This is a genomic window from Bordetella genomosp. 10 (assembly GCF_002261225.1).
Classification (GTDB): Bacteria; Pseudomonadota; Gammaproteobacteria; order Burkholderiales; family Burkholderiaceae_B; genus Bordetella_C.
This window is the reverse complement of record NZ_NEVM01000001.1, coordinates 1,304,379-1,323,874: the sequence shown is the minus strand read 5'-3', so window position 1 is coordinate 1,323,874 and position 19,496 is coordinate 1,304,379. Positions and strand designations below refer to the sequence as shown.

Below are 19,496 nucleotides of genomic sequence, written 5' to 3'. Positions count from 1 at the left end.
TCAGGAGACAAACATGCAGCGCAGAACACTGCTGCAGGCGGCGGCCGCTGCCTGCGCCGCTCCAATGCTGTCCGGCAGGACGGCGCTGGCAGCCACCGATCCCGGCCTGCCCGAATCGCCCGCCACGATGATCGTGCCGTTCACCGCCGGCGGCTCCACCGACACATCCACGCGCGCCATCATGCGCAAGGTGCAGGAAAACACGGGCCTGAACATCATCGTGGAGAACAAGCCCGGCGGCGGCACGATGATCGGCACCAGCCAACTGGCGCGCGCCGCGCCGAATGGCAGGACCCTGGCGTTGGCCACCAACAATCTCGCGGTCAACGAAACGCTGAACAAGGGCAAGTTGCGCTACAAGCTGGATACCGACATCGCGCCGATTTCGATGACGCACCGCACCGCGCATACGCTGCTGGTGCATCCGTCGCTGCCCGCCAAGACGTTCGCGGAATTCATCGATTACGCCAAACGCAACCCCGGGCGGATCACGTTCGGCTCGGCCGGCATCGGCTCCACCAATCACCTGTGCGGCGAATACCTGAAAGCCGAGGCGGGCATAGACATGCTGCACGTGCCCTATCAAGGCATTTCGGCGCTGATGCCCGATCTGTACAGCGGCCGGGTGCAGGTGCTGTTCGCCTCGCTGGCGACCGCGCTGGAAGCGGTGCACGACAAGCGGCTGCGCCTGCTGGCCGTCACGACCGCCAAGCGCCAGGCGCAGGTTCCCGATGTGCCGGCCATTGCCGAGTTCTATCCGGGTTTCGCGTTCTCCTCGTGGATAGGCTATATCGCCCCCGGCGCGACGCCGCGGCCCCTGGTCGAACGCCTGAGCGTCGAGCTCAACAAGGCCGTGCGGTCGCCCGATATCCAGGACCAGCTCGTCGGCTTCGAGCCCATGGGAACGACGCCGGATGAATTCCGCGCCTTCCTGAAGGAACAAGTCGCCATCTCGGCCAGGATCATCCAGACGGCGAACATCCATCTCTGACCGTCACCATCACGATAAAGGAAACGTATATATGCCAGGACGGCAACTCAGCGGCGTTCGGGTGCTGGACATGAGCCGCGTACTCGCCGGTCCGCTCGCCGGGCAAATGCTGGGCGATCTGGGCGCCGAAGTCATCAAGGTGGAGCGCCCGGGCGTGGGCGACGAATCGCGCTTTTACGGCCCGCCGTTTTTCGAGGAAGACGCCGACCGCACGGACCTGGAGTCGGCCATCTTCCTGGCGGCCAATCGCAACAAGAAAGGCATCGCCGTCGACTTCACGCGCAGCGAGGGGCAGGCGCTGCTGCGCCATCTGGTGGCGGCGTCCGACGTGCTGATCGAGAACTACAAGGTCGGCACGCTGGCGAAATACGGGCTGGATTATGCATCGCTGAAGGAAGTCAATCCGCGGCTCGTCTACTGCTCGGTGACGGGCTACGGGCAGACGGGACCGGAGCGCGAGCGCCCGGGCTATGACGCGATTTTCCAGGCCGAGGGCGGGCTGATGCACAGCATCGGGCATCCGGATGGACAGCCTGGAGACGGGCCGATGCGCGTGGGCTTCAGCGCGGTGGACGTGGTCACCAGCCTGTACGCGGATATCGCCATCATCGCGGCGCTGTACCGCCGCGACGCCAATGGCGGCAGCGGAGAGCACATCGACCTGAGCCTGCTGGAGTCCTGCGTCGCGCTGATGTCGCACCATGCCATGCACTACCTGATGTCCGGGCAACTGCCGGTGCGGCGCGGCAACATGGCGGGCGGCGGCGGGGTGCCCGCCGGCATGTACCCTTGCGCGCAGGGCACCAGCATCGTCATCACGGTGGGCAACGATGCGCAATATCGGCGCTTCTGCGACCTCATCGGCCGCCCCGACCTGGCCGTCGACCCGCGTTTCGCCGTCAACCAGGCGCGCGCCGCGAACCGCGAGGCGATGGGACACGCGCTGCGCGAAGTGTTCGCCACGGCCCCCGCCAGCGAATGGCAGCGGCGCCTGGCGGCCGGCGGCATCGCGGTGGGCCAGGTCAACGACCTGTCGCAGGTGTTTGAAAATCCGCAGGTCCGCGCCCGGGGCGCGCGGGTGCAGGCGGACCACCACAGCGGCAAATCCCTGCCGATGGTCGGCAACCCCATCCATTTCGCCAATGCCCCCATCGAAGGCTATCGCGCCCCGCCGCGCTATGCCGAGCACACCGCCGACGTATTGCGCGACGTGCTGGCGCTGGACGACGCGCAGGTGGAGGCATTAGTGCGCGACGGCGTCGTCGGCAGCAGGCCATAGCCCTCGCGGGCACTTCGGAAATACAGCAAGACATCATCGCCCAGGCGATCGGCCCGTGGCGGCGCCGGACGGAACAGGCGACAGAGCGCCACCCTGTCGCCGCCTCTCATCAAGAAGGATGACAACCATGAAACTGAAACACTGCCTGGCGAGCCTGTGCGTGGCGGCCTGCGGCCTGCTGAGCCTGCAAGGGCATGCGGCTGAGCCCGCGTACCCTTCCCGGCCCATCGTCCTGGTCGTGCCCTTTCCTCCCGGCGGCATCACGGATCTCACCGCCCGCACTTTCGCCAAATACATGGGCGAGCAACTGGGCGGCAGCATCATCGTGGAGAACAAGCCCGGCGCGGGCGCCATGATCGGGGCCAACTACGTGGCCAAGGCCGCGCCTGACGGCTACACCCTGCTGCTGGGAACGAACGTGACGCATGCCATCTCTCCCCAACTGATGCCGCAGGTGCACTACGACCCGCTGACGGACTTCGCCCCCATTGGCATCTTCGGCAAGAACGGCAACGTCCTGATCGTGCCGCCCGCTTCGCCCGTGCACAACTTCCAGGAATTCATCGCCTACCTGAAGGACAAGAAAGGGCAAGCCATCGGCGCCTCGCCCAGCGTCGGCAGCTCCAGCCACCTGGCCGCCGAACTGCTCAAGCAGAAAGTCCCCGGCCTGTCCTATCTGCACGTGCCCTACAACGGCCCATCGGCCTCCATGTCGGCCGTGATCGGGCGCCAGGTGGATTTCATGTTCACCAATATCGGCGCCGCCGTCTCGCAGATCCAGGCAGGCTCCGTGCGCGCCATCGCGGTCACGACCGCCGAGCGGGTGCCCCAACTGCCCGACGTGCCCACCGTCATCGAATCCGGCATTCCCGGCTTCGACATCGTAGGCTGGTTCGCCGCCTTCGCGCCCAAGGGCACGCCGCCGCAAATCGTCCAGCGCCTGAACGATGCGCTGAACGCGGCGCAAGCCAATCCCGAACTACGCAAGGTGCTTGACGCCGCCACGCTGGAGCGGGTGGACGCCACCCCGGAACAGACCGCCGATTTCGTCAAGTCCGAATACCGTAAGTGGGGGGACATTATTCGGAACGGGCACATTACGGTGAACTGAGCGTGCAATCCTTCATGGAGAATCAGGAATCAGCGGTTCTTCAGGAACCGGGCATAGAAGTCACCGGCCAGTTGAACCAGTGTGACAAGTACGATCAGCACGGCGATCACGATGACCATGACCTGCGTGTCGAAGCGTTGATAGCCATAGCGGATGGCCAGATCGCCCAGGCCGCCGGCGCCCACCGCGCCGGCCATCGCCGAGGCGCCGATCAGCGTCACCAGCATGACGGTGAAGCCGCCCACGATGCCGGGCAATGCCTCCGGCAACAGGACGTGCCAGACAATGTGCCATTTCTTGCAACCCATCGCCTGCGCGGCCTCGATCAAGCCGGTGTCCACTTCGCGCAGGCTGACCTCGGCGATGCGAGCAAAGAACGGCGTGGCGCTGATGGTCATCGGAACGATGGCCGCCCATACACCGATGGTGGTGCCGGTCACCAAGCGGGTGAAGGGCAGCAAAGCCACCAGCAGCACGATGAAAGGCGTCGCGCGGAACCCGTTGATGACCGAGGCGATGGCCCGGTTGACGCGCGGCGACTCCAGCAATCCTCCCCGCGCCGTCAAGATCAGCAATACCGCCAGGGGAATTCCCGCCACAAGCGCGATCAACGCGGAAATTCCCACCATCGTCAACGTATCGCCGAAAGAGGAAACATAACGCTCAAAGGGTATCGTCAACGACATGGCCGATGATCTCGATGGTATGGGCAATGGCCTTCGGGCCGGAGGTCAAGGAGGAAAGCGCCGGCAGATCGGCGGACCCGGACACCGCCAGCAGTAGACGGCCATGGACGTGCCCCTGGATGCGGTCCACCCCGCCTTGCAGCAGCCGAATAGGCGCGTTCAGCGCGTCCGCGATGCGGACGAGATCGGGCTCCAGTCCGTCCGCGCCGGTGTAGCCCAGGGACAGGACGTATTGATAGGCTCCCGTGACGGGAGGGTGGCGCGACAGGCGCCGTTGGATATCTTCCGGCAGACCGTGCTGCATGGGCGCCAGCAGCGCCCGGGTCGCATCGTGCTCCGGCGAGCCGAATACCCGCCAGACATCTCCCGATTCGGCGACACGGCCCTGCTCAAGCACGAGCACGCGGTCGGCGATTTCGCGGATCACGCTCATTTCATGCGTGATGAGGACGATGGTAATGCCCAGGCGGCGATTGATGTCGCGCAACAACCGCAGAATGGTTTGCGTGGTTTCCGGGTCTAGCGCCGATGTCGCCTCGTCGCAGAGAAGGATTTCCGGACGGGTCGCCAGCGCCCGCGCGATGCCGACACGCTGTTTCTGGCCACCGGACAGGCGGCTGGGGTAGATCTCGTGCTTGTCCTGCAAACCGACCAGGGCAAGCAGCTCGGTCACCCTCTGCCTGATTTCCGGCCTGGACACGCCAGCCACGCGCAGCGGCAACGCTACGTTGTCGAATACCGTCTTGGCCGAAAGCAGGTTGAAATGCTGGAAGATCATGCCGACACGGCGCCGCAGGGCCAGCAATCCCGCTTCTCCGAGAAGACCGATGTCTTCACCGTCGACCAGGACACGTCCCTCCGTGGGCCGCTCCAGCCGGTTGATGGTGCGCAACAGGCTGGATTTTCCCGCGCCGCTACGCCCGATGATGCCGAATATGCTGCCTGCCGGAATTTCCAGGTTGATATCCGACAGGGCCTGCACCGGGCCTGTCGAAAGCATGTACACCTTGCCGACGTGCTCGAAAGCCACGGACCCAAGACCACGCGGCGCGGTTTCCGGCCTATCCTGATAGGACACGATACCGGCCGCTCAGGTTTTCACCCAGGTCAGGACATAGAGACGCTTGTCGTGCGCGAAAGCCTTGTCGATGGCGGCCTTCACCGCCGTCGAATCGTGATAGATCCGGATGAACTTCTGGATGACCGGATCTTGCACGCGATCGGCCTTGGTCACGAAAGACACGGCGAATTGCCTGTCCTCGATGCCGGAATAGATAAGCCCGCTGGATGGATCGAAGGCCTTCGCGGCCACGATGAAGTGCGGGTAGCCCTCAGCGATGTCCACGTCGCCCGTGATCCGGGCGAGCTGCGGGCCTTCCACTTCGACAAAACTCAGGTGCTTGGGATTCTCCACGATGTCATTGATGGAGCCCAGGAAGCCAACGTCGGGCTTCAGCTTGATGAGGCCGATCTTCTGCAGCAGCAACAGGCCGCGGCCCTGGTTGACCGGGTCGTTGGCGATGCCCACCTTGCCATTCTGCGGAATCTCGCCGGCGCTCCGGTGCTTGAGCGAGTACAGGCCGAGATTGGCCAGGATTCCATCCCCGGCGATGGCCAGGTGAAAGCCGTTCTTCTTGTTGGCGTTGTCCAGGAATGGCTTGTGCTGGAAGAAATTGATGTCGATGTCACCCGACTCCAGCGCGACATTGGGCGTCGTCCAGTCGGTGAATTCGATGACCTGCACATCGATGCCTTGCGCCTTGGCTTCGGCGACGGCGGCGCTGACCGAATCGCCATAGGCGCCCGGAACCACGCCTATCTTCAGCTTTTCAGCGGCATGGGCCGATAGCGCGGTTGCCAGCACTGCCAGTGCAATCAACACCTTGGGAAGTTTAAACACGGTGCATTCCTTCTGATGACGACAAAAACTCCCCACGCCATGGGATCCCGCCGTTCGTTGGCTATATCGGGAAACTCATGCCCTGGGGCGGCTCGACGGAAAAGGCGTATTGAGCCATGTATCGCCATTACAGGCCTCGATTTTTATTTCATGTTTTTATAAGTAATTTTTCATAATCGAAAACTGCGGCGCGCTTCAAACGACGATGCGCAGCGAATCCCGCGCATCGTGCCGGCGGCGATGCAGAAGCCGGTTCAATATTTCCCCTTCGATCGCCGCGTAGCCCGCATCGCCGCGCTCGCGCGGACGCTGCAAAGGAACGGGCTGCTCCAGGGAAATGCGGCCGTCTTCCACCACGATGACGCGATCGGCCAGCGCCACGGCCTCTCCTACGTCATGCGTGACCAGCAGCGCCGTGAAACCGTGGTCCAGCCACAGGCCCTCGATCAAGTCCTGCATATCGATGCGGGTCAATGCGTCCAGCGCGCCCAGCGGCTCGTCGAGCAGCAACAGGCGCGGACGATGCGCCAGCGCGCGCGCCAGGGCCACGCGCTGGCGCTGGCCGCCGGACAGCACAGCGGGCCATTCGCCGGCGCGATCGGCCAAGCCCACGTCGGCCAAGGCCCGCAGTCCCCGGTCACGCACCTCGGCCTTACGGCCGCGCAGCCCCAGCGTGACGTTGTCCAGGACGCTATGCCAAGGCAGCAGACGCGCGTCCTGGTACATAATGCGGGCCTGGCCGGAAATACCTTTGATGGGCTGCCCGTCGAGGGTTACGACACCCTCGCTCGCGGCGTCCAGGCCCGAGAGCAGGCGCAGCAGCGTACTCTTGCCGCAACCGCTCTTGCCCACGATGGCGACGAATTCGCCCGCGGCAACGGCCAGGCTCACATGACGCAGCACTTCGCGGTCGCCGAAGCGCTTGACTATGCCGCGCGCCTCGATAACGACGCCTGCGCGCGAGTCCGGGGCTTGCTTGGCCATGTCCTGTCCTCCCTTTCCTGTTCAGGCAGGCTTGAAGCCGCTGTTCCAGCGCAGCCAGCGACGCTCCAACGCGCGCGCCAGCGTGTCGGCCAACTTGCCGAGCAGCGCGTAGAGCAGAATGGCCAACACGACGACGTCCGTCTGCATGAATTCCCGCGCGTTGTTGGCCATGAAGCCGATACCGCTCGGCGCGGCGATGGTTTCCGCGACGATCAGCGTCAGCCACATGAAGCCCAGCGAATAGCGCACGCCGACCAATATGCTGGGCAAGGCGCCCGGGAGGATGACTTTCACGAACAGTTCCCAACGGGTCAGGCCATAGGAACGGCCCATTTCCACCAGTCCCGCGTCCACCGAGCGGATGCCATGAAAGGTGTTTACGTAGATGGGAAACATCGTGCCCAATGCCACCAGGAACAGCTTCCCTGCTTCATCGATGCCGAACCACAGGATGACCAGGGGAATCATCGACAGGTGCGGCACGTTGCGCAGCATTTGCACCGAGGTGTCCAGCAGTTTTTCAAGAATACGCGAGCCGCCGGTGAGCAGGCCAAGAGACAGGCCGATACTGCCGCCTATCAGGAAGCCGATGGCGGCGCGCACGAAACTGGCCCACAGGTTCGCGAACAACTCCCCCGAGCGGATCACCCGCCATGCCGCTTCCACGACCGCCGTGGGGGACGGCGCAATGCGCGTGGATATCCACCCCAGCTGCGCCGCTGCCTGCCACAAGGCAAGCAAGATAACGGGAACCAGCCAGGGAAGCAGCGCATCGCCAAGGCTACGATGAAATGGCCGCGCCATATTCGATACCTCCATCACGCGGGCGGTTTCCAGACCACCGAGGCGACGTCCAGTTTCTTGGGGATGAGCTTCAATTCGGTGAAGGTATCGGCAATGGTCTGCTGATTGCCTATCGCCCGGGCATCCAAAGGCGCAACGCCATAGCTGTAATTGCGCAGGGCGTTGCGCGTGATCTCCCTGGACAGCGAAATCTGCGGCGCCAGGATATCGGCGGCGGCATCGAAGTTGTTCTGGACCCAATCGTCCGTCGCCTTGATTTCCTCGATGGCCCATTGCAGGACGTCGGAACGGTTCCTGGTGAAATCGCCCGTGGACAGGTAGAAGTTGTAGTTCAGGGCCACACCCTCGGCAGTTTCCAGAACGCGCGCGCCGATCTGGCCTATGGCGGCTTCGGCGAACGGGTCCCAGATGACCCAGGCATCGATGGTACCGTTCTCGAAAGCGGCGCGGGCATCGGAAGGCGGCAGCAGCTTGATGTCCACATCCGCGTATTTCAGGCCGGCCCGCTCCAGGGCCTTGACGATCTGATAGTGCACATTGGAACCGCGATTCAGCGCAACACGCTTGCCTTTGAGTTCGCTCACGGATCGAATGGCCGAGTTCCCGGGCACCAGGATCTTTTCGGCGCGAGGCGCCGGCGGTTCGCTGGCGACATAACGCAGATCCGCGCCCGCGGCCTGGGCGAATATGGGAGGCGTCTCGCCCACGCAGGCAAAATCGATGCTGCCTACATTCAGGCCCTCCAGCATTTGCGGGCCGGCAGTGAATTCCACCCATTTGATGCGCCAGCCTTCCCTTTTCAAATGCGCATCCAGGTTACCGCGTGCCTTCAGAATGGCGAGGTTGGATCCTTTCTGCCAGCCGACGCGAAACTCCCTCCCGTTATCGGCGGCGAAAGCAGCGTTGAAAACCCCGACGCTGGAAAGAATGGAGAGGGTCAATGCGTCCTGGAGGAAACCGCGACGCTGACGAGACGGGATGTTTTTCATGTGAAGCGCGAGGGTATCGCTCAAGACCGTTGGAATTGTGGATTCTGGCGACGAGCGCCGGCGCCGGTCCAATATCGTTTGGATATGTGATTATCAAGTCATCCGAACGGCACCGGCGCCATTTGATTATGCGGCGCATTCCGCGCGGTTCGTCTTCTTCTTTCGCTACGCGGGATCAGGCAAGGCCAGCCGTTGCCGGATGGTCGACCCATCGTACTCGGTCGGAATGGCGCCCGCGGCCTGCAACAATGGGATCACGGTGCGGTTGAATTCGGCGATGCCGTCCGGCAACACCGGGATATGGATGTTGAAGCCATCCGCGGCGCCGCTGCGCCACCAGTCCAGGATCGTGTCCGCGACCTCGCGCGGCGTGCCGACGGCCAGGCGGTGCCCGCCGTCCACGCGCCTTACCAATTGCCGGGGAGTCAGGTTTTCCGCTTCGGTCAGCTCGGCGAATGAACGTGAGAACCCGACGGGACGAGCCTGGTCCTGCGTATACTTGAACACCGCGGGATCGATGGGCTTATCAGGATCCAGGCCCTCGATGTCCGTGAGCGCGGCGCGTTTGAAGAAGTCCTTCACCAGGCTTTCCTCGCCGCCCTCCCCGTGCAGCGCCTCATGCTTCCGGTAGGCCTCTTCCCGCGTTTCACCCAGCACAACGACCAGCCCCGGCATAAGCCGAATGTTGTCCGGATCCCGGCCGTGCGCCAGGGCGCGCTGCGTCAACTGCGCCTTGTAGCCGAAAGCCGCCTGCTTGTTGAACAGCGAGGCATACACGATATCCGCATGCTTGGCGGCCAGGTCGATACCCGCATCCGAAGCGCCGGCCTGTGAGATGACTGGATGCCTCTGTGGACCGATCGGCACGTTCAAGGGGCCTGTTACATCGAAGAATTCACCGTGATGGTCTATCTTGCGCGCGGTTGCGGGGTCCCATATCCTTGTCTCCGGCGCCTCTCCCGACGGCGTATCCCAACTGAGCCACAACTTTTTCACCACTTCCACGAACTCGTCCGCCCGGCGATAGCGTTCGTCACGCGGCGGTAGCGGGGCCGCGCTGAAGTTCGCGGCAATATCGGGATTGAAGCTGGACACGACATTCCAGATCACGCGGCCGCCGGAGATGTTGTCCAGGGTAGCCAGCCGGCGAGCCAGGTTGTAGGGCGAGTTGTAGGACGATGAGGCCGTCAACAGGAAGCCGATATCGGGCACCCGCGCCGCGATGGCCGAGAACAGCACCGTCGGATCGAAGCTGTGCAATGGCCGGCTGGTGTTGTCGCGCTGTAGCGCCGGATGGTCGGAGACGAAAACGATGTCGAACAATCCCGCGTGGGCCAGTTCGGCCGAACGCAGGTAGTGGCCGAAGCTGTTGAAGCGTGTCCAATCCGTGCCGGGCCATGCCCAGGATTTTCCAGCCGAGCCGGTGCTGTTGATGGCGACGCTGAGGAAAAGGCGTCTCTTGGGATTTGCAGCGGATGGAATCAAGGATATCTCCAGTGCTTATTGAAGAGCCAGGGCGGTGGGCGCGGCCGTCAAGGACGCCTCCTCTTCCCGGCGCCGCCATCGCTGGCCGGGGGTGGCTTCGAGCAGGGCGCGGGTGTATGCGTGCCGAGGCTGAGCGAGCACAATGCCGGCGGCTCCCGTCTCGATCAGGCGTCCATGCCGCAGGACGGCCACGGCGTCCGAAAGGGAGCGCACCACATCCAGATCATGCGATATGAACAAGTAGGTCAGATTCAGGGCGCGCTGGAGTCCATCCAGCAGGTCGATGATTCTTGCCTGCGTGACGACGTCCAGGGCCGATAGCGCTTCGTCCAGGACCACGATGCGGGGCTCAGGGGCAAGCGCGCGCGCAATGGCGACCCGCTGCTGCTGGCCGCCGGACAACTCCCGGGGCCTGCGCCGAGCCGTATTGCGAGGCAGTCCCACCTGATCCAGCAGTTCAACGACACGCAGCCGCCTGCGCGCGCGATCGCCGATGTCGAAGGCATGCAGCGGCTCGGAGATAATTTGCTCGGCCGTCATCCGCGGATCGAGCGCAACCTGGGGATTCTGCTGCACCAACTGGATATGCCGCCAAACCTCACGCTGCGCGCCGCCTGTCAGGCTGGAGGTCTCCCGGCCGTCCACGCGCACCATGCCCGCGCTGGGACGGGTCAGGCCGAGGATGAGCCGGGCAATGGTCGATTTTCCCGAGCCGGACTCTCCCACGAGCGCGAACGTGCTTCCCGCCGGCACCGCAAAGGACACGGCGTCCACCGCCGTGAACCGTTGTCCCGGACCATGAGCGAATACCTTGGTCAGGCCAGCCACTTCGACGGCCGGCCTGGCGGGAGGAAGCTCCCGCCGCGCCGCGCGGTCGGCGCCGGCCCGGACCTTGAACGCCGAGCCGACGAGGTCGCGGGTGTATTGTTGCGTAGGCTTGAACAGGACGTCCTCGACAGCGCCGCTCTCCAGCACCTTCCCATTGCGCATCACCACCGCGCGCTGTGCATGGTCGCAGGCCACGGCCAGGTTATGGGTAACGAAGAGCACGGCCACGCGCGTCTGCCGGGCGAGCCTGTCAAATACTTCCAGCACCTGCTTCTGCACGGTGACGTCGAGGGCGCTGGTCGGCTCATCGGCGATCAGAAGCCTGGGCCTCAGACCGAAAGCCATGGCAATCAGGACCCGTTGCCGCATGCCGCCGGAGAGTTCGTGCGGATACTGGCGCAGACGTTGTCCGGGATGGTCGATGCCCACCAACTCGAGCAGCGCCTCGGCTTCGTCGCGCAGCTCCGCGCGGGAGCGCCGACGATCCGACGCATGCAGCCGGAATATCTCCGTGACCTGGGCGCCAATCGCCTGGACCGGATCGAGTGAAGTCGCCGGATCTTGCGGGACCAGGCCGATCAGCCGTCCGCGCCACTTCACCCATTCACGTTCACTCAGCGCCGTGAGTTCCTGGCCATCGACGCGGATGCTGCCGCGCGCGATTCTCGCCGTCTTCGGAAGCAAGCCGATGACCGCCCTGCTCAGCGTGGATTTTCCCGAACCGGACTCCCCGATGAGCGCCACGATTTCACCGCTTCCAACCGACACGCGCGCGCCGTCGACGGCAGGATGCTCATTGTCCCGGTACTGGACGGTCAGATTCTCTATCTCTAGCAATGGCTGGCCTTCACTGGTGACTGGTCATGGACTTGGGGAGGCGCCGCCGCAACGGCGTCCAAGGCCCCATTCGCACGCATTGATGGATGGTCTAGAGCCGGAATCGCCGCTGCAACAACCGACTCACGCGGGAAACCGCCAGCACGGCACAGAGCACCACGATTCCCGGCAAGGATGTCAGCCACCATGCCCTGGCGATATAGTCGCGCCCCTCGGACAGCAATGTTCCCCATTCCGGCTGAGGCGGCGGGGCGCCATACCCTAGAAAGCCCAGGCCGGCGATGGCCAGGATCATCGAGCCCAGTTCAGTCGGAATCAGCGCAACTATCGGCCCCGACGAGTTCAGCAGCACGTGCCGGAACAACACGGCCGCGGGGCGGGCGCCCGAGATGCGCGCGGCGTCCACGAAGTCGAGCTGCACCACCCGCAGCGCCTCGCTGCGAGCGACCCTTGCGAACGGCGCCACCGCCCCGATGCCGACGCCGATGGCGATTTTCGCCGTGCCGGGTCCGAAGGCGGAAACCACGCACAGGGCAATCAAGAAGCCCGGGAACGCCAACAATACGTCCACGAGCCTCATCAGCACCGCGTCGATCGCGCCGCGCGCAACGCCGGCGGCCACGCCGATGGCCGTGCCGGCAATGAGCCCGATCGCCGTACCGATGACCGCCCCATATACCGTGGTGTGGGTGCCGTGCACCACGCGCGCGAATGCGTCGCGACCTGCGCGGTCGGTGCCGAACCAGTGCAGAGCGCTCGGCGGCAGGAATCTGTCCGCGCCGTTACCGACCAGGGGATCGGCCGCCGTGAACCAACCTGGAACGAGGGTCCACATGACGACGACGGCCAGCACGATGAGCGCCAGGGCGTTCAGGATATCCGCTCCCGCCAGGGACGGCAGGTTCACGCGCTTGAAGGCCAGGTTTCTGAAAGCCATGCGTCATCCCCGGGTCGTGCCGCGCACGAGCAGAATCCGGGGATCCAGAACCGGGTACAGGAGGTCGATGATCAGGTTCAGCACCACGTAGACGGCGGCAATGATCAGAATGAAACCCTGCACCAGGGACGAGTCCTGCGTGGTCACGGCGGCCTGCAAGGCGCGGCCCACACCCGCCCGGGCAAACACCGTTTCCGTGACGACGGTTCCACCCACCAGCGTGCCGAGGATATGGCCGGCGACGGTCAATCCCGGAGCGGCGGCGTTACGCACGACATGACGAAAGAAAACCCACTTGGGGCCGGCGCCCTTCGCGCGGACGACGTCGATGAATTCGCTGGCGTAGACCGTCTCCACACTCTTGAGCAGCACCTGGGAGAACGCCGCCGACAAAGGCAGCGCGAGGACGACGGACGGCACCAGGATGGAAAGGAAGGTACCGTCTGGAAAGACCGAGATGAGATGAAGCTTGAACGACAGGATGGTCAGGGCGACGACGCCTACCCAGAACACGGGCGCGGCGGCGAATAGCGGCGGCAACAACAAGACGGATTCGCGCAGCCAGCGCCAGGGCCCCAACGAGGCGGCGGCGACGATCAGGAAGGTGATCAAAAGGGCTGCGGAGAACGCTGTCGCCGCCAGGCGCAAGGTAGGGGGAGCCGCTTCGCTGATGGCCTGCGCGACAGTTTGTCCGGTGCTGATCGAGTAGCCCAGGCCGCCCTGCGCGACGTGCCCCAGTTCGATGAAATACCGCTCGACCACATTCCGGTCGTAGCCGTAGTAACGTTTCATCTGTTCCACTGTCTGAGGATCGACGATGCCGCTTTCGCTCGCGGACAACTGGACGATGGGATTGACGGGCAGCAGGGCGATCGCGACGAATATCAGCGTGTACGCCAGCCACAATACCCCTATCGCTTGCCCGATGCGCGACAGCACGTAACGGGTCAGTCGCTTCGCGCCGTTCGCCTCGGAACGTGTTGCCGCCGCGAAGTTACTTGGGACGGTTGGCTCTATGTTGTCGACGCTCTCTGCCGTGCGGTAGGACATCATGCTTTCTTCCACGCGTTGTAGAAGTCCGGATATGTCTGCGCCTGAAAAGTCAGGTGCACGTCGGGCGAGGCGCCAAAGGTCTGTGCTTCCTCGAAGTAGGCGATCACGTATGCCCCTTTGTGCAGCGCCTTCTGCTGTTCGATCTGCACCCGCCTGAACTCGGCGTCGTCCGCCGCTTCCAGTTCGCGCCGATAGAGGTCAACGAGTTCCGGGGGAGAAGCCAGCAAGGTCGTATTGCCCGTGTCGGCGAAGAACTGCCCCAGGGAGATGATGGATGTGCGGTTGACGATGATGGGCACGTTCACATCCTGATTGGCTTTGGCCGCGAAGGACGGATCATTCCGGACATCGAGCACGATGCCCAATTCCTTGCGCCACTGTTGCGCGATGTACTCCCAGGCCGGCCCCAGGGCGACTTGTTGCGAACTTTGCGGCACCGACAAATGCAGACGCCTTCCGTCTTTGTTGCGAACGCCGTCCGGACCGCGCGTCCAACCCGCTTGCTCGAGCAGGTCTCGGGCCTTGCCGGGGTTGTAGGCGAACTCCTGCGACAAATCGACGGCGTTGGGATTGTTGGCATTGAGGATCGAGATCGGCGGAGGATAGCGCGGGGTCAGCGCATCGCGCGACAAGCCTGCCCTGTCGATGCCCAGGACGAGTGCCTGCCGCACGCGCGGATCCCGGGTGAATTCGTTATTCACCCGCAAGGCTGCGAAATTCGAGGTCCCCAAGGGCGGCCGATAGGCCAGTAGCTGATATCCCTGTTCGACGATTGCCGCTTCATCGGCCGGCTGGATACCGCGCGCCACGTCGACCTGGCCGGACAATAAGGCGCCCGTGCGCAAGCCAATCTCGGGCAACACCTGCCAGACGACCTTGTCGAGGTAGGCCTCGCCTTGATTGGGCGAACCGCCGGGCGCCCAACCATACCCCACGCGCCGTACGAGCACGGCGCCCTGCCCCGGCACGTACGACTCCAGTATGAACGGCCCGGCGCCGACGTGGTTCTGTGGGAATCCGGCCTCTTCGAGCGTCAGCGCGAGCGTCCTTTCCCCGACGATGGCAGAATTGGACCGCGTCACATCGCGAAGGAACTGCTGGTTCGGCTTATTGAGAACGACAGTGACGACGTCGCCGTCCACCTCCACATGATCGTATCCGCGTGCAATCTGCGGATGCACGGGGATGCGCAGCTTCTCGTCGCCGCGGCCAAACTGCTCGAAATTCTTCGCCACCACAAGAGGTGTCAACGCAGTGCCGTCGCTGAAGGTGATGCCTTTGCGGATCTTGAACCAGAAGCGCGTGTTTTCCGGGTTCTTGCCCCATTTTTCCGCGACCCACGGCTGAAAGACCTTTTTGTAGGGATCGAAATTCAGCAGGAGCACGTTGGTCGGCGATATCAGGTTGCCGGAACTGTAGGTGCCCAACCGTTGGTTCTGCCAACTGGCCACGGTATCGGTGTCCGAGAATGTCAACGTTCCGCCGCGTACCGGTTCGCCTGAAGGGCCGCTCGCTCCCGGCGCGCCCGGGCTGTCTCCCGTGCCTCCCGCGGCGCGTGCTCCCGTTGCATATGCAAGCATCGAGCCGCCGAGCGCAATGCCGCCGGCACGAAGAAAACTGCGTCGATCTATATTGCCCGGCATCGCCCTCACCTTGGTCCGACCCACGATATGTGTGGCACCGGCGCCAGGACCGGTGCGACAACCAGGGCTTATCCTAAGGGCAAACATTTGAGTCCTATAGGAAATAGACGCTATTTGATTATGTGGCGCATCATGGCGGAGGTTTATAGCCTGAGAATATAAGTTAGTACCGCCACGCCTCTCGCATTGCGCGCGGCGATATTGCACACTGCCGATCGCGATCATTGACTTGAGAAGGCAGCGCGTACCGGATGACAATCGAGACGGACAAACCCCATGCGGGCGGTGAACGGGCCCCGCTTGCGGGCCTTGATGAATTGGCGCGGCGTGTCGGCGAAGATGCAGCCGCCCGGGAAGCCAGGCGCGAACTTCCCTACTTCGCGTTCGACCTCTTTCGCGCGTCTGGACTGGGCGCCTTGCGTATCCCCGTTGCACGCGGCGGTCGTGGCGGCTCGCTGGAAGATCTATTTGAACTGGTGGCCACCCTTGCCGCCGCGGAATCCAATGTCGCGCACGCATTGCGCCTGCATTTCGACATTACCGAGACCTTGCGGCTGGATCCTCGCTCGAGCCATACCGATCTGCAGATCGAACGCGTGGTCGGCGGCGCGATCTATGGCGGCGCGTCCAGCGAACGCGGAACCGCCCGCGCGGGGGAAGTCACCACGCGGTTGGTGCGGCAAGGCGACCACTTCCGCGTCTCGGGCCGCAAGTACTACTCCACGGGCACGGCATTCGCCGACTTTGCGCGGATCAACCTCGTCGACGAACAAGAGGCGGGCGTGATGATCTTCATTCCGGTGAAGCGGGACGGCGTGGAGATCCTGGACGATTGGGACGGCATGGGCCAGCGCATGACGGCGAGCGGCACGCTCGTCCTCAACGAGGTTCGCGTGGAGGCCCATGAGGTCGTCCCGCGCGTCCCCGGCGGACTCGTGGGCCGCCATACCGGCGCGTTGCGGCAACTGCATCTGGTCGCGACGGCATGCGGCATCGTCCGCCGGATCCTGGCCGATGCGCGCAACTATGTCTTGCGGCACGGCCGGCCGGTGCAGCACAGTCCCGCGCCGTCGGCGCGGGAAGATGCGTTCGTGCAACAGGTGATAGGAGAGCTCGCCGCCCAGAGCCTCGCCATCGACACCCTGGTTCGCGAAAACGCGCGCGCATTGGACCGGTCTTCCGATGCCTTGGCGAGGCACGCTCCCGACGCCGAGGCGCTCGTGCTGGAAAGCGCCTTGGCGACGGCGCGCACCCAGCTTGTCGTGGCGCAACTGGCCCTGCGAGCGGCAGAGCGGCTGTTCGACGCCGGCGGCGCGTCGATGACGGGACGTTCGCACAATTTCGACCGGCATTGGCGTAATTTGCGCACGCTGTTCAGCCATAACCCCCTTCTGCACAAGGCCAGGGTGGTGGGCGACTATTACCTGAACGGCACCACGACCCACTTGGTCGAAGGCAAGGTGTTCTAGGCCCGCCGGTTTCGCCGTGCGGATCAGGCCGCGTAACGAGCGGCGCCTCGCCAGTCGCGGCCGGGCACGGAAGCCAGCAGCGCCTGGGTATAGGGATGTGCCGGCGCTTCGAAGAGCGTCCTGCACGGCCCTTCCTCCACGATGCGCCCATTCTTCATTACGGCAATCCGGTCGCAAACCTGTGCGGCGACGCGCAGGTCGTGGGTGATGAACAATATCGACAGGCCCAGTTGCTCGCGCAGGCGGCCCAGCAGCGCCAGCACCTGCGCCTGGACCGATACGTCCAATGCCGAGACCGGCTCGTCGGCGATGAGGATGCGCGGCCGCACCGACAAGGCGCGGGCCAGGCCCACCCGCTGCCGTTGGCCGCCGGAGAATTCATGGGGATAGCGGCGCACCGCGTCGGGCTCCAGGCCGACCAGTTCGAACAGTTCACGGGATCGCGCGTGCGCCTCGTCACGGGAAACGCCCTGCAGGATCGGGCCGTGCGCCACGATCTCGCCGACACGCTGGCGCGGGTTGAGCGATCCATAGGGATCCTGGAACACCATCTGGATCCGGCGCGCCCGCTCCAGGCGTTCTGCCCGGTCCAGGCCGCGCCCAGGACGGCTCGCCGCGTCCGGCTTGCCATCCATCCACAATGTCCCCGCATCGGCGTCGACCAGTCCCATGACCACGCGCGCGAGTGTCGACTTTCCCGAACCGCTTTCGCCCACCAAGCCCAGGGTGGACCCAGCGGGCAACTGTAGACTGACGTTGTCCAGCGCCTTGGTTGCCTGCCCGCCGCGCCTTGGCCAGCCACGACGCCGGTACGTTTTGCTGAGCGCGGCAACGGTCAATGCGGGCGGCGCACTCTCAGGAAGTCCCGGGCGTTCGGGCGGGGGCCGAAGAGGCGGCACGGCGGCGATGAGCGCCCGTGTGTAGGGGTGGGAAGGATGCTCCAGCACCTGGCGGGCAGCGCCGGTCTCCACCAGTACGCCGCGCTGCAGCACCGCCACGCGGTCGGCAATCTCCGCCACCACACCGAAATCGTGGGTGATGAACAGGACGGCGGTTCCCTTGCGGCGCTGCAAATCGTGGACGAGAGCAAGTATCTGCGCCTGGGTCGTGACGTCCAGCGCCGTGGTGGGCTCATCGGCGATCAACAGCGCCGGCTCCAGGGCCAGGGCCATGGCTATCATGACCCGCTGGCGCTGACCGCCCGACAGTTCATGCGGGTAAGCCCGCAGCACGGCCGCGGGATCGGGAAGCTGCACGGACTCGAGCAGGCCGAGCACCCGTGACCGGATCTCCCCGCGGCCCAGCGATGTGTGCGTCGTGAACACTTCCCCCAACTGGCGTTCAATGGTGTGCAAGGGATTCAGCGCGCTCATCGGCTCCTGGAACACCATGCCGATTTGCTTGCCGCGCAACTGCCGCAGTTCGGATTGAGCCATCCTCAGCAGGTCTCGGCTTGCCCAGATGGCTTCGCCGCCCTTCACCTTCACGCCATCCGGAAGCAGCCCCAGCAGGGCCCCGGCGGCCAGGGATTTACCCGAGCCGCTTTCTCCCACCATGCAGAGTACTTCGCCCGGATGGAGATCCAGCGAAATGCCGTCCAGGGCCAGGGGACGATCGGCGCCTGGCGGTAGCGCAATGGAGAGATTGCGTATGGACAGCAGCGGGTTCATGTTCGGTGCAGCCTGGGATTGAGGGCGTCGTTGAGCCCCTGCCCGACCAACGAGATACCCAGCACGGTTACGAGGATGGCGACGCCGGGAATGGCGCTGACGTACCACTGGACGCGAATCACGCCGCGTCCCGCCCCGATCAGATTGCCCCAGGAGGGTATGTTGGGATCGGACAGATTGAGAAAGGCGAGCGCGCTCTCCAGCAGTATCGCCACCGCCATGATGACGCTCGCGTAGACGATGATCGGCGGCAAGGCATTCGGCAGTATCTCGCGCAATATCAGGCGCGTATGACTCATGCCCAGGCCACGGCCGGCTTGTACGAACTCGCGATTGCGCAAGGTAAGGAATTCGGATCGGGTCAGCCGCGCCACCGGCGGCCACGACACGATCCCTATCGCCACGACGACGGTGCGTATGTCGGATCCGAATACCGCGACCAGGACCAGCAGCAGCAGGAAGTTCGGCAGAATCTGGAATGCTTCGGTGATGCGCATCAATACGTCGTCGACCCATCCTCCGTAATAGCCGGCCACGGAGCCGATCAATATCCCCAGGGCCGCGGCAAGCGTGGTGGCGATCAGGCCGATCGCCAGCGAGACGCGCGCGCCGTGCAGGATCTGCGCGGCAATGTCGCGGCCGGCCTGGTCCGTGCCCAGCAGGAAGCGAGGATTATCCCCCGGCCATTGCAGGGGGCGTCCAGCCAGTCCCAGGGGATTGCGTGGATAAGCGAAATCCGCGGACAAGGCCGCGGCAATGACCAGCAATATCAGCAACAGCCCGATGACCGCGGCGGGATTGCGCAGATAGCGTCTCAGCATGTCCATGGC

At 64.2% G+C, this 19,496-nt stretch carries 17 protein-coding genes; 4 read left to right on the top strand and 13 right to left on the bottom strand.

Annotated features, from left to right (window positions below):
• Positions 1–13: 13 nt before the first annotated feature.
• The 3 genes from CAL29_RS05720 (at position 14) to CAL29_RS05710 (ending at position 3,381) form a co-directional block, all read left to right on the top strand.
• The gene (locus tag CAL29_RS05720; protein ID WP_094851965.1) at positions 14–991 is read left to right on the top strand and encodes a Bug family tripartite tricarboxylate transporter substrate binding protein; all 978 of its coding nucleotides are present in this window, start codon (positions 14–16) and stop codon (positions 989–991) included.
• Positions 992–1,022: 31 nt separating this feature from the next.
• Positions 1,023–2,270, top strand: a complete 1,248-nt coding sequence (locus CAL29_RS05715; RefSeq protein ID WP_094851964.1) for a CaiB/BaiF CoA transferase family protein — start codon at positions 1,023–1,025, stop codon at positions 2,268–2,270.
• 127 nt (positions 2,271–2,397) lie between these two features.
• Complete coding sequence (locus CAL29_RS05710) at positions 2,398–3,381, top strand: Bug family tripartite tricarboxylate transporter substrate binding protein (RefSeq protein WP_094851963.1); 984 nt, start codon at positions 2,398–2,400, stop codon at positions 3,379–3,381.
• A gap of 29 nt (positions 3,382–3,410) precedes the next feature.
• On the opposite strand, the gene CAL29_RS05705 is transcribed toward CAL29_RS05710, so the two are convergent.
• From CAL29_RS05705 to CAL29_RS05655, 11 genes are all read right to left on the bottom strand, one after another.
• Complete coding sequence (locus CAL29_RS05705; RefSeq protein WP_094851962.1) at positions 3,411–4,067, bottom strand: methionine ABC transporter permease; 657 nt, start codon at positions 4,065–4,067, stop codon at positions 3,411–3,413.
• Entirely contained in the window at positions 4,045–5,148 is a 1,104-nt protein-coding gene (locus CAL29_RS05700) for a methionine ABC transporter ATP-binding protein (protein ID WP_306430679.1), read from the bottom strand. The genes CAL29_RS05705 and CAL29_RS05700 overlap by 23 nt, the downstream gene beginning before the upstream one ends.
• A 9-nt stretch (positions 5,149–5,157) precedes the next feature.
• A complete protein-coding gene (locus CAL29_RS05695; protein ID WP_256977214.1) occupies positions 5,158–5,967 on the bottom strand; it encodes a MetQ/NlpA family ABC transporter substrate-binding protein in 810 nt (269 codons plus the stop codon).
• 195 nt (positions 5,968–6,162) lie between these two features.
• The gene (locus CAL29_RS05690) at positions 6,163–6,951 is read right to left on the bottom strand and encodes an ATP-binding cassette domain-containing protein (protein ID WP_094851961.1); all 789 of its coding nucleotides are present in this window, start codon (positions 6,949–6,951) and stop codon (positions 6,163–6,165) included.
• 21 nt (positions 6,952–6,972) lie between these two features.
• Complete coding sequence (gene ssuC, locus CAL29_RS05685; protein ID WP_218831812.1) at positions 6,973–7,770, bottom strand: aliphatic sulfonate ABC transporter permease SsuC; 798 nt, start codon at positions 7,768–7,770, stop codon at positions 6,973–6,975.
• Entirely contained in the window at positions 7,770–8,768 is a 999-nt protein-coding gene (locus tag CAL29_RS05680) for an aliphatic sulfonate ABC transporter substrate-binding protein (RefSeq protein ID WP_218831811.1), read from the bottom strand. Before CAL29_RS05680 ends, ssuC begins: the two co-directional genes overlap by 1 nt.
• Positions 8,769–8,909: 141 nt before the next feature.
• A complete protein-coding gene (locus tag CAL29_RS05675; RefSeq protein ID WP_218831810.1) occupies positions 8,910–10,229 on the bottom strand; it encodes an NtaA/DmoA family FMN-dependent monooxygenase in 1,320 nt (439 codons plus the stop codon).
• 15 nt (positions 10,230–10,244) lie between these two features.
• A complete protein-coding gene (locus tag CAL29_RS05670) occupies positions 10,245–11,894 on the bottom strand; it encodes an ABC transporter ATP-binding protein (RefSeq protein WP_094851959.1) in 1,650 nt (549 codons plus the stop codon).
• Positions 11,895–11,985: 91 nt separating this feature from the next.
• Positions 11,986–12,831 carry an ABC transporter permease gene (locus tag CAL29_RS05665; RefSeq protein WP_094851958.1) on the bottom strand — a complete coding sequence of 282 codons (846 nt, stop codon included), beginning with the start codon at positions 12,829–12,831 and terminating at the stop codon, positions 11,986–11,988.
• A 3-nt stretch (positions 12,832–12,834) separates the two neighbouring features.
• A complete protein-coding gene (locus CAL29_RS05660; RefSeq protein ID WP_218831809.1) occupies positions 12,835–13,884 on the bottom strand; it encodes an ABC transporter permease in 1,050 nt (349 codons plus the stop codon).
• Positions 13,881–15,527, bottom strand: coding sequence for an ABC transporter substrate-binding protein (locus CAL29_RS05655; protein WP_179283920.1), 1,647 nt, complete (start codon positions 15,525–15,527; stop codon positions 13,881–13,883). Before CAL29_RS05655 ends, CAL29_RS05660 begins: the two co-directional genes overlap by 4 nt.
• A 251-nt stretch (positions 15,528–15,778) precedes the next feature.
• Between CAL29_RS05655 and CAL29_RS05650 the strand changes: the two genes are divergently transcribed.
• Complete coding sequence (locus CAL29_RS05650) at positions 15,779–16,996, top strand: acyl-CoA dehydrogenase family protein (protein WP_094851956.1); 1,218 nt, start codon at positions 15,779–15,781, stop codon at positions 16,994–16,996.
• 23 nt (positions 16,997–17,019) lie between these two features.
• On the opposite strand, the gene CAL29_RS05645 is transcribed toward CAL29_RS05650, so the two are convergent.
• Both CAL29_RS05645 and CAL29_RS05640 read right to left on the bottom strand, forming a co-directional pair.
• Positions 17,020–18,666, bottom strand: a complete 1,647-nt coding sequence (locus CAL29_RS05645; RefSeq protein WP_094851955.1) for a dipeptide ABC transporter ATP-binding protein — start codon at positions 18,664–18,666, stop codon at positions 17,020–17,022.
• Entirely contained in the window at positions 18,663–19,493 is an 831-nt protein-coding gene (locus CAL29_RS05640; RefSeq protein ID WP_094851954.1) for an ABC transporter permease, read from the bottom strand. Before CAL29_RS05640 ends, CAL29_RS05645 begins: the two co-directional genes overlap by 4 nt.
• Between the last annotated feature and the right edge of the window lie 3 nt (positions 19,494–19,496).

Excerpts from the sequence above, each read along its gene's own strand:
- CAL29_RS05720 (WP_094851965.1), top strand. The coding sequence starts at position 14 with ATGCAGCGCAGAACACTGCTGCAGGCGGCGGCCGCTGCCTGCGCCGCT.
- CAL29_RS05715 (WP_094851964.1), top strand. The coding sequence starts at position 1,023 with ATGCCAGGACGGCAACTCAGCGGCGTTCGGGTGCTGGACATGAGCCGC.
- CAL29_RS05710 (WP_094851963.1), top strand. The coding sequence starts at position 2,398 with ATGAAACTGAAACACTGCCTGGCGAGCCTGTGCGTGGCGGCCTGCGGC.
- CAL29_RS05705 (WP_094851962.1), bottom strand. The coding sequence starts at position 4,067 with ATGTCGTTGACGATACCCTTTGAGCGTTATGTTTCCTCTTTCGGCGAT.
- CAL29_RS05690 (WP_094851961.1), bottom strand. The coding sequence starts at position 6,951 with ATGGCCAAGCAAGCCCCGGACTCGCGCGCAGGCGTCGTTATCGAGGCG.
- ssuC (WP_218831812.1), bottom strand. The coding sequence starts at position 7,770 with ATGGAGGTATCGAATATGGCGCGGCCATTTCATCGTAGCCTTGGCGAT.
- CAL29_RS05665 (WP_094851958.1), bottom strand. The coding sequence starts at position 12,831 with ATGGCTTTCAGAAACCTGGCCTTCAAGCGCGTGAACCTGCCGTCCCTG.
- CAL29_RS05660 (WP_218831809.1), bottom strand. The coding sequence starts at position 13,884 with ATGATGTCCTACCGCACGGCAGAGAGCGTCGACAACATAGAGCCAACC.
- CAL29_RS05655 (WP_179283920.1), bottom strand. The coding sequence starts at position 15,527 with ATGCCGGGCAATATAGATCGACGCAGTTTTCTTCGTGCCGGCGGCATT.
- CAL29_RS05650 (WP_094851956.1), top strand. The coding sequence starts at position 15,779 with ATGACAATCGAGACGGACAAACCCCATGCGGGCGGTGAACGGGCCCCG.
- CAL29_RS05645 (WP_094851955.1), bottom strand. The coding sequence starts at position 18,666 with ATGAACCCGCTGCTGTCCATACGCAATCTCTCCATTGCGCTACCGCCA.
- CAL29_RS05640 (WP_094851954.1), bottom strand. The coding sequence starts at position 19,493 with ATGGACATGCTGAGACGCTATCTGCGCAATCCCGCCGCGGTCATCGGG.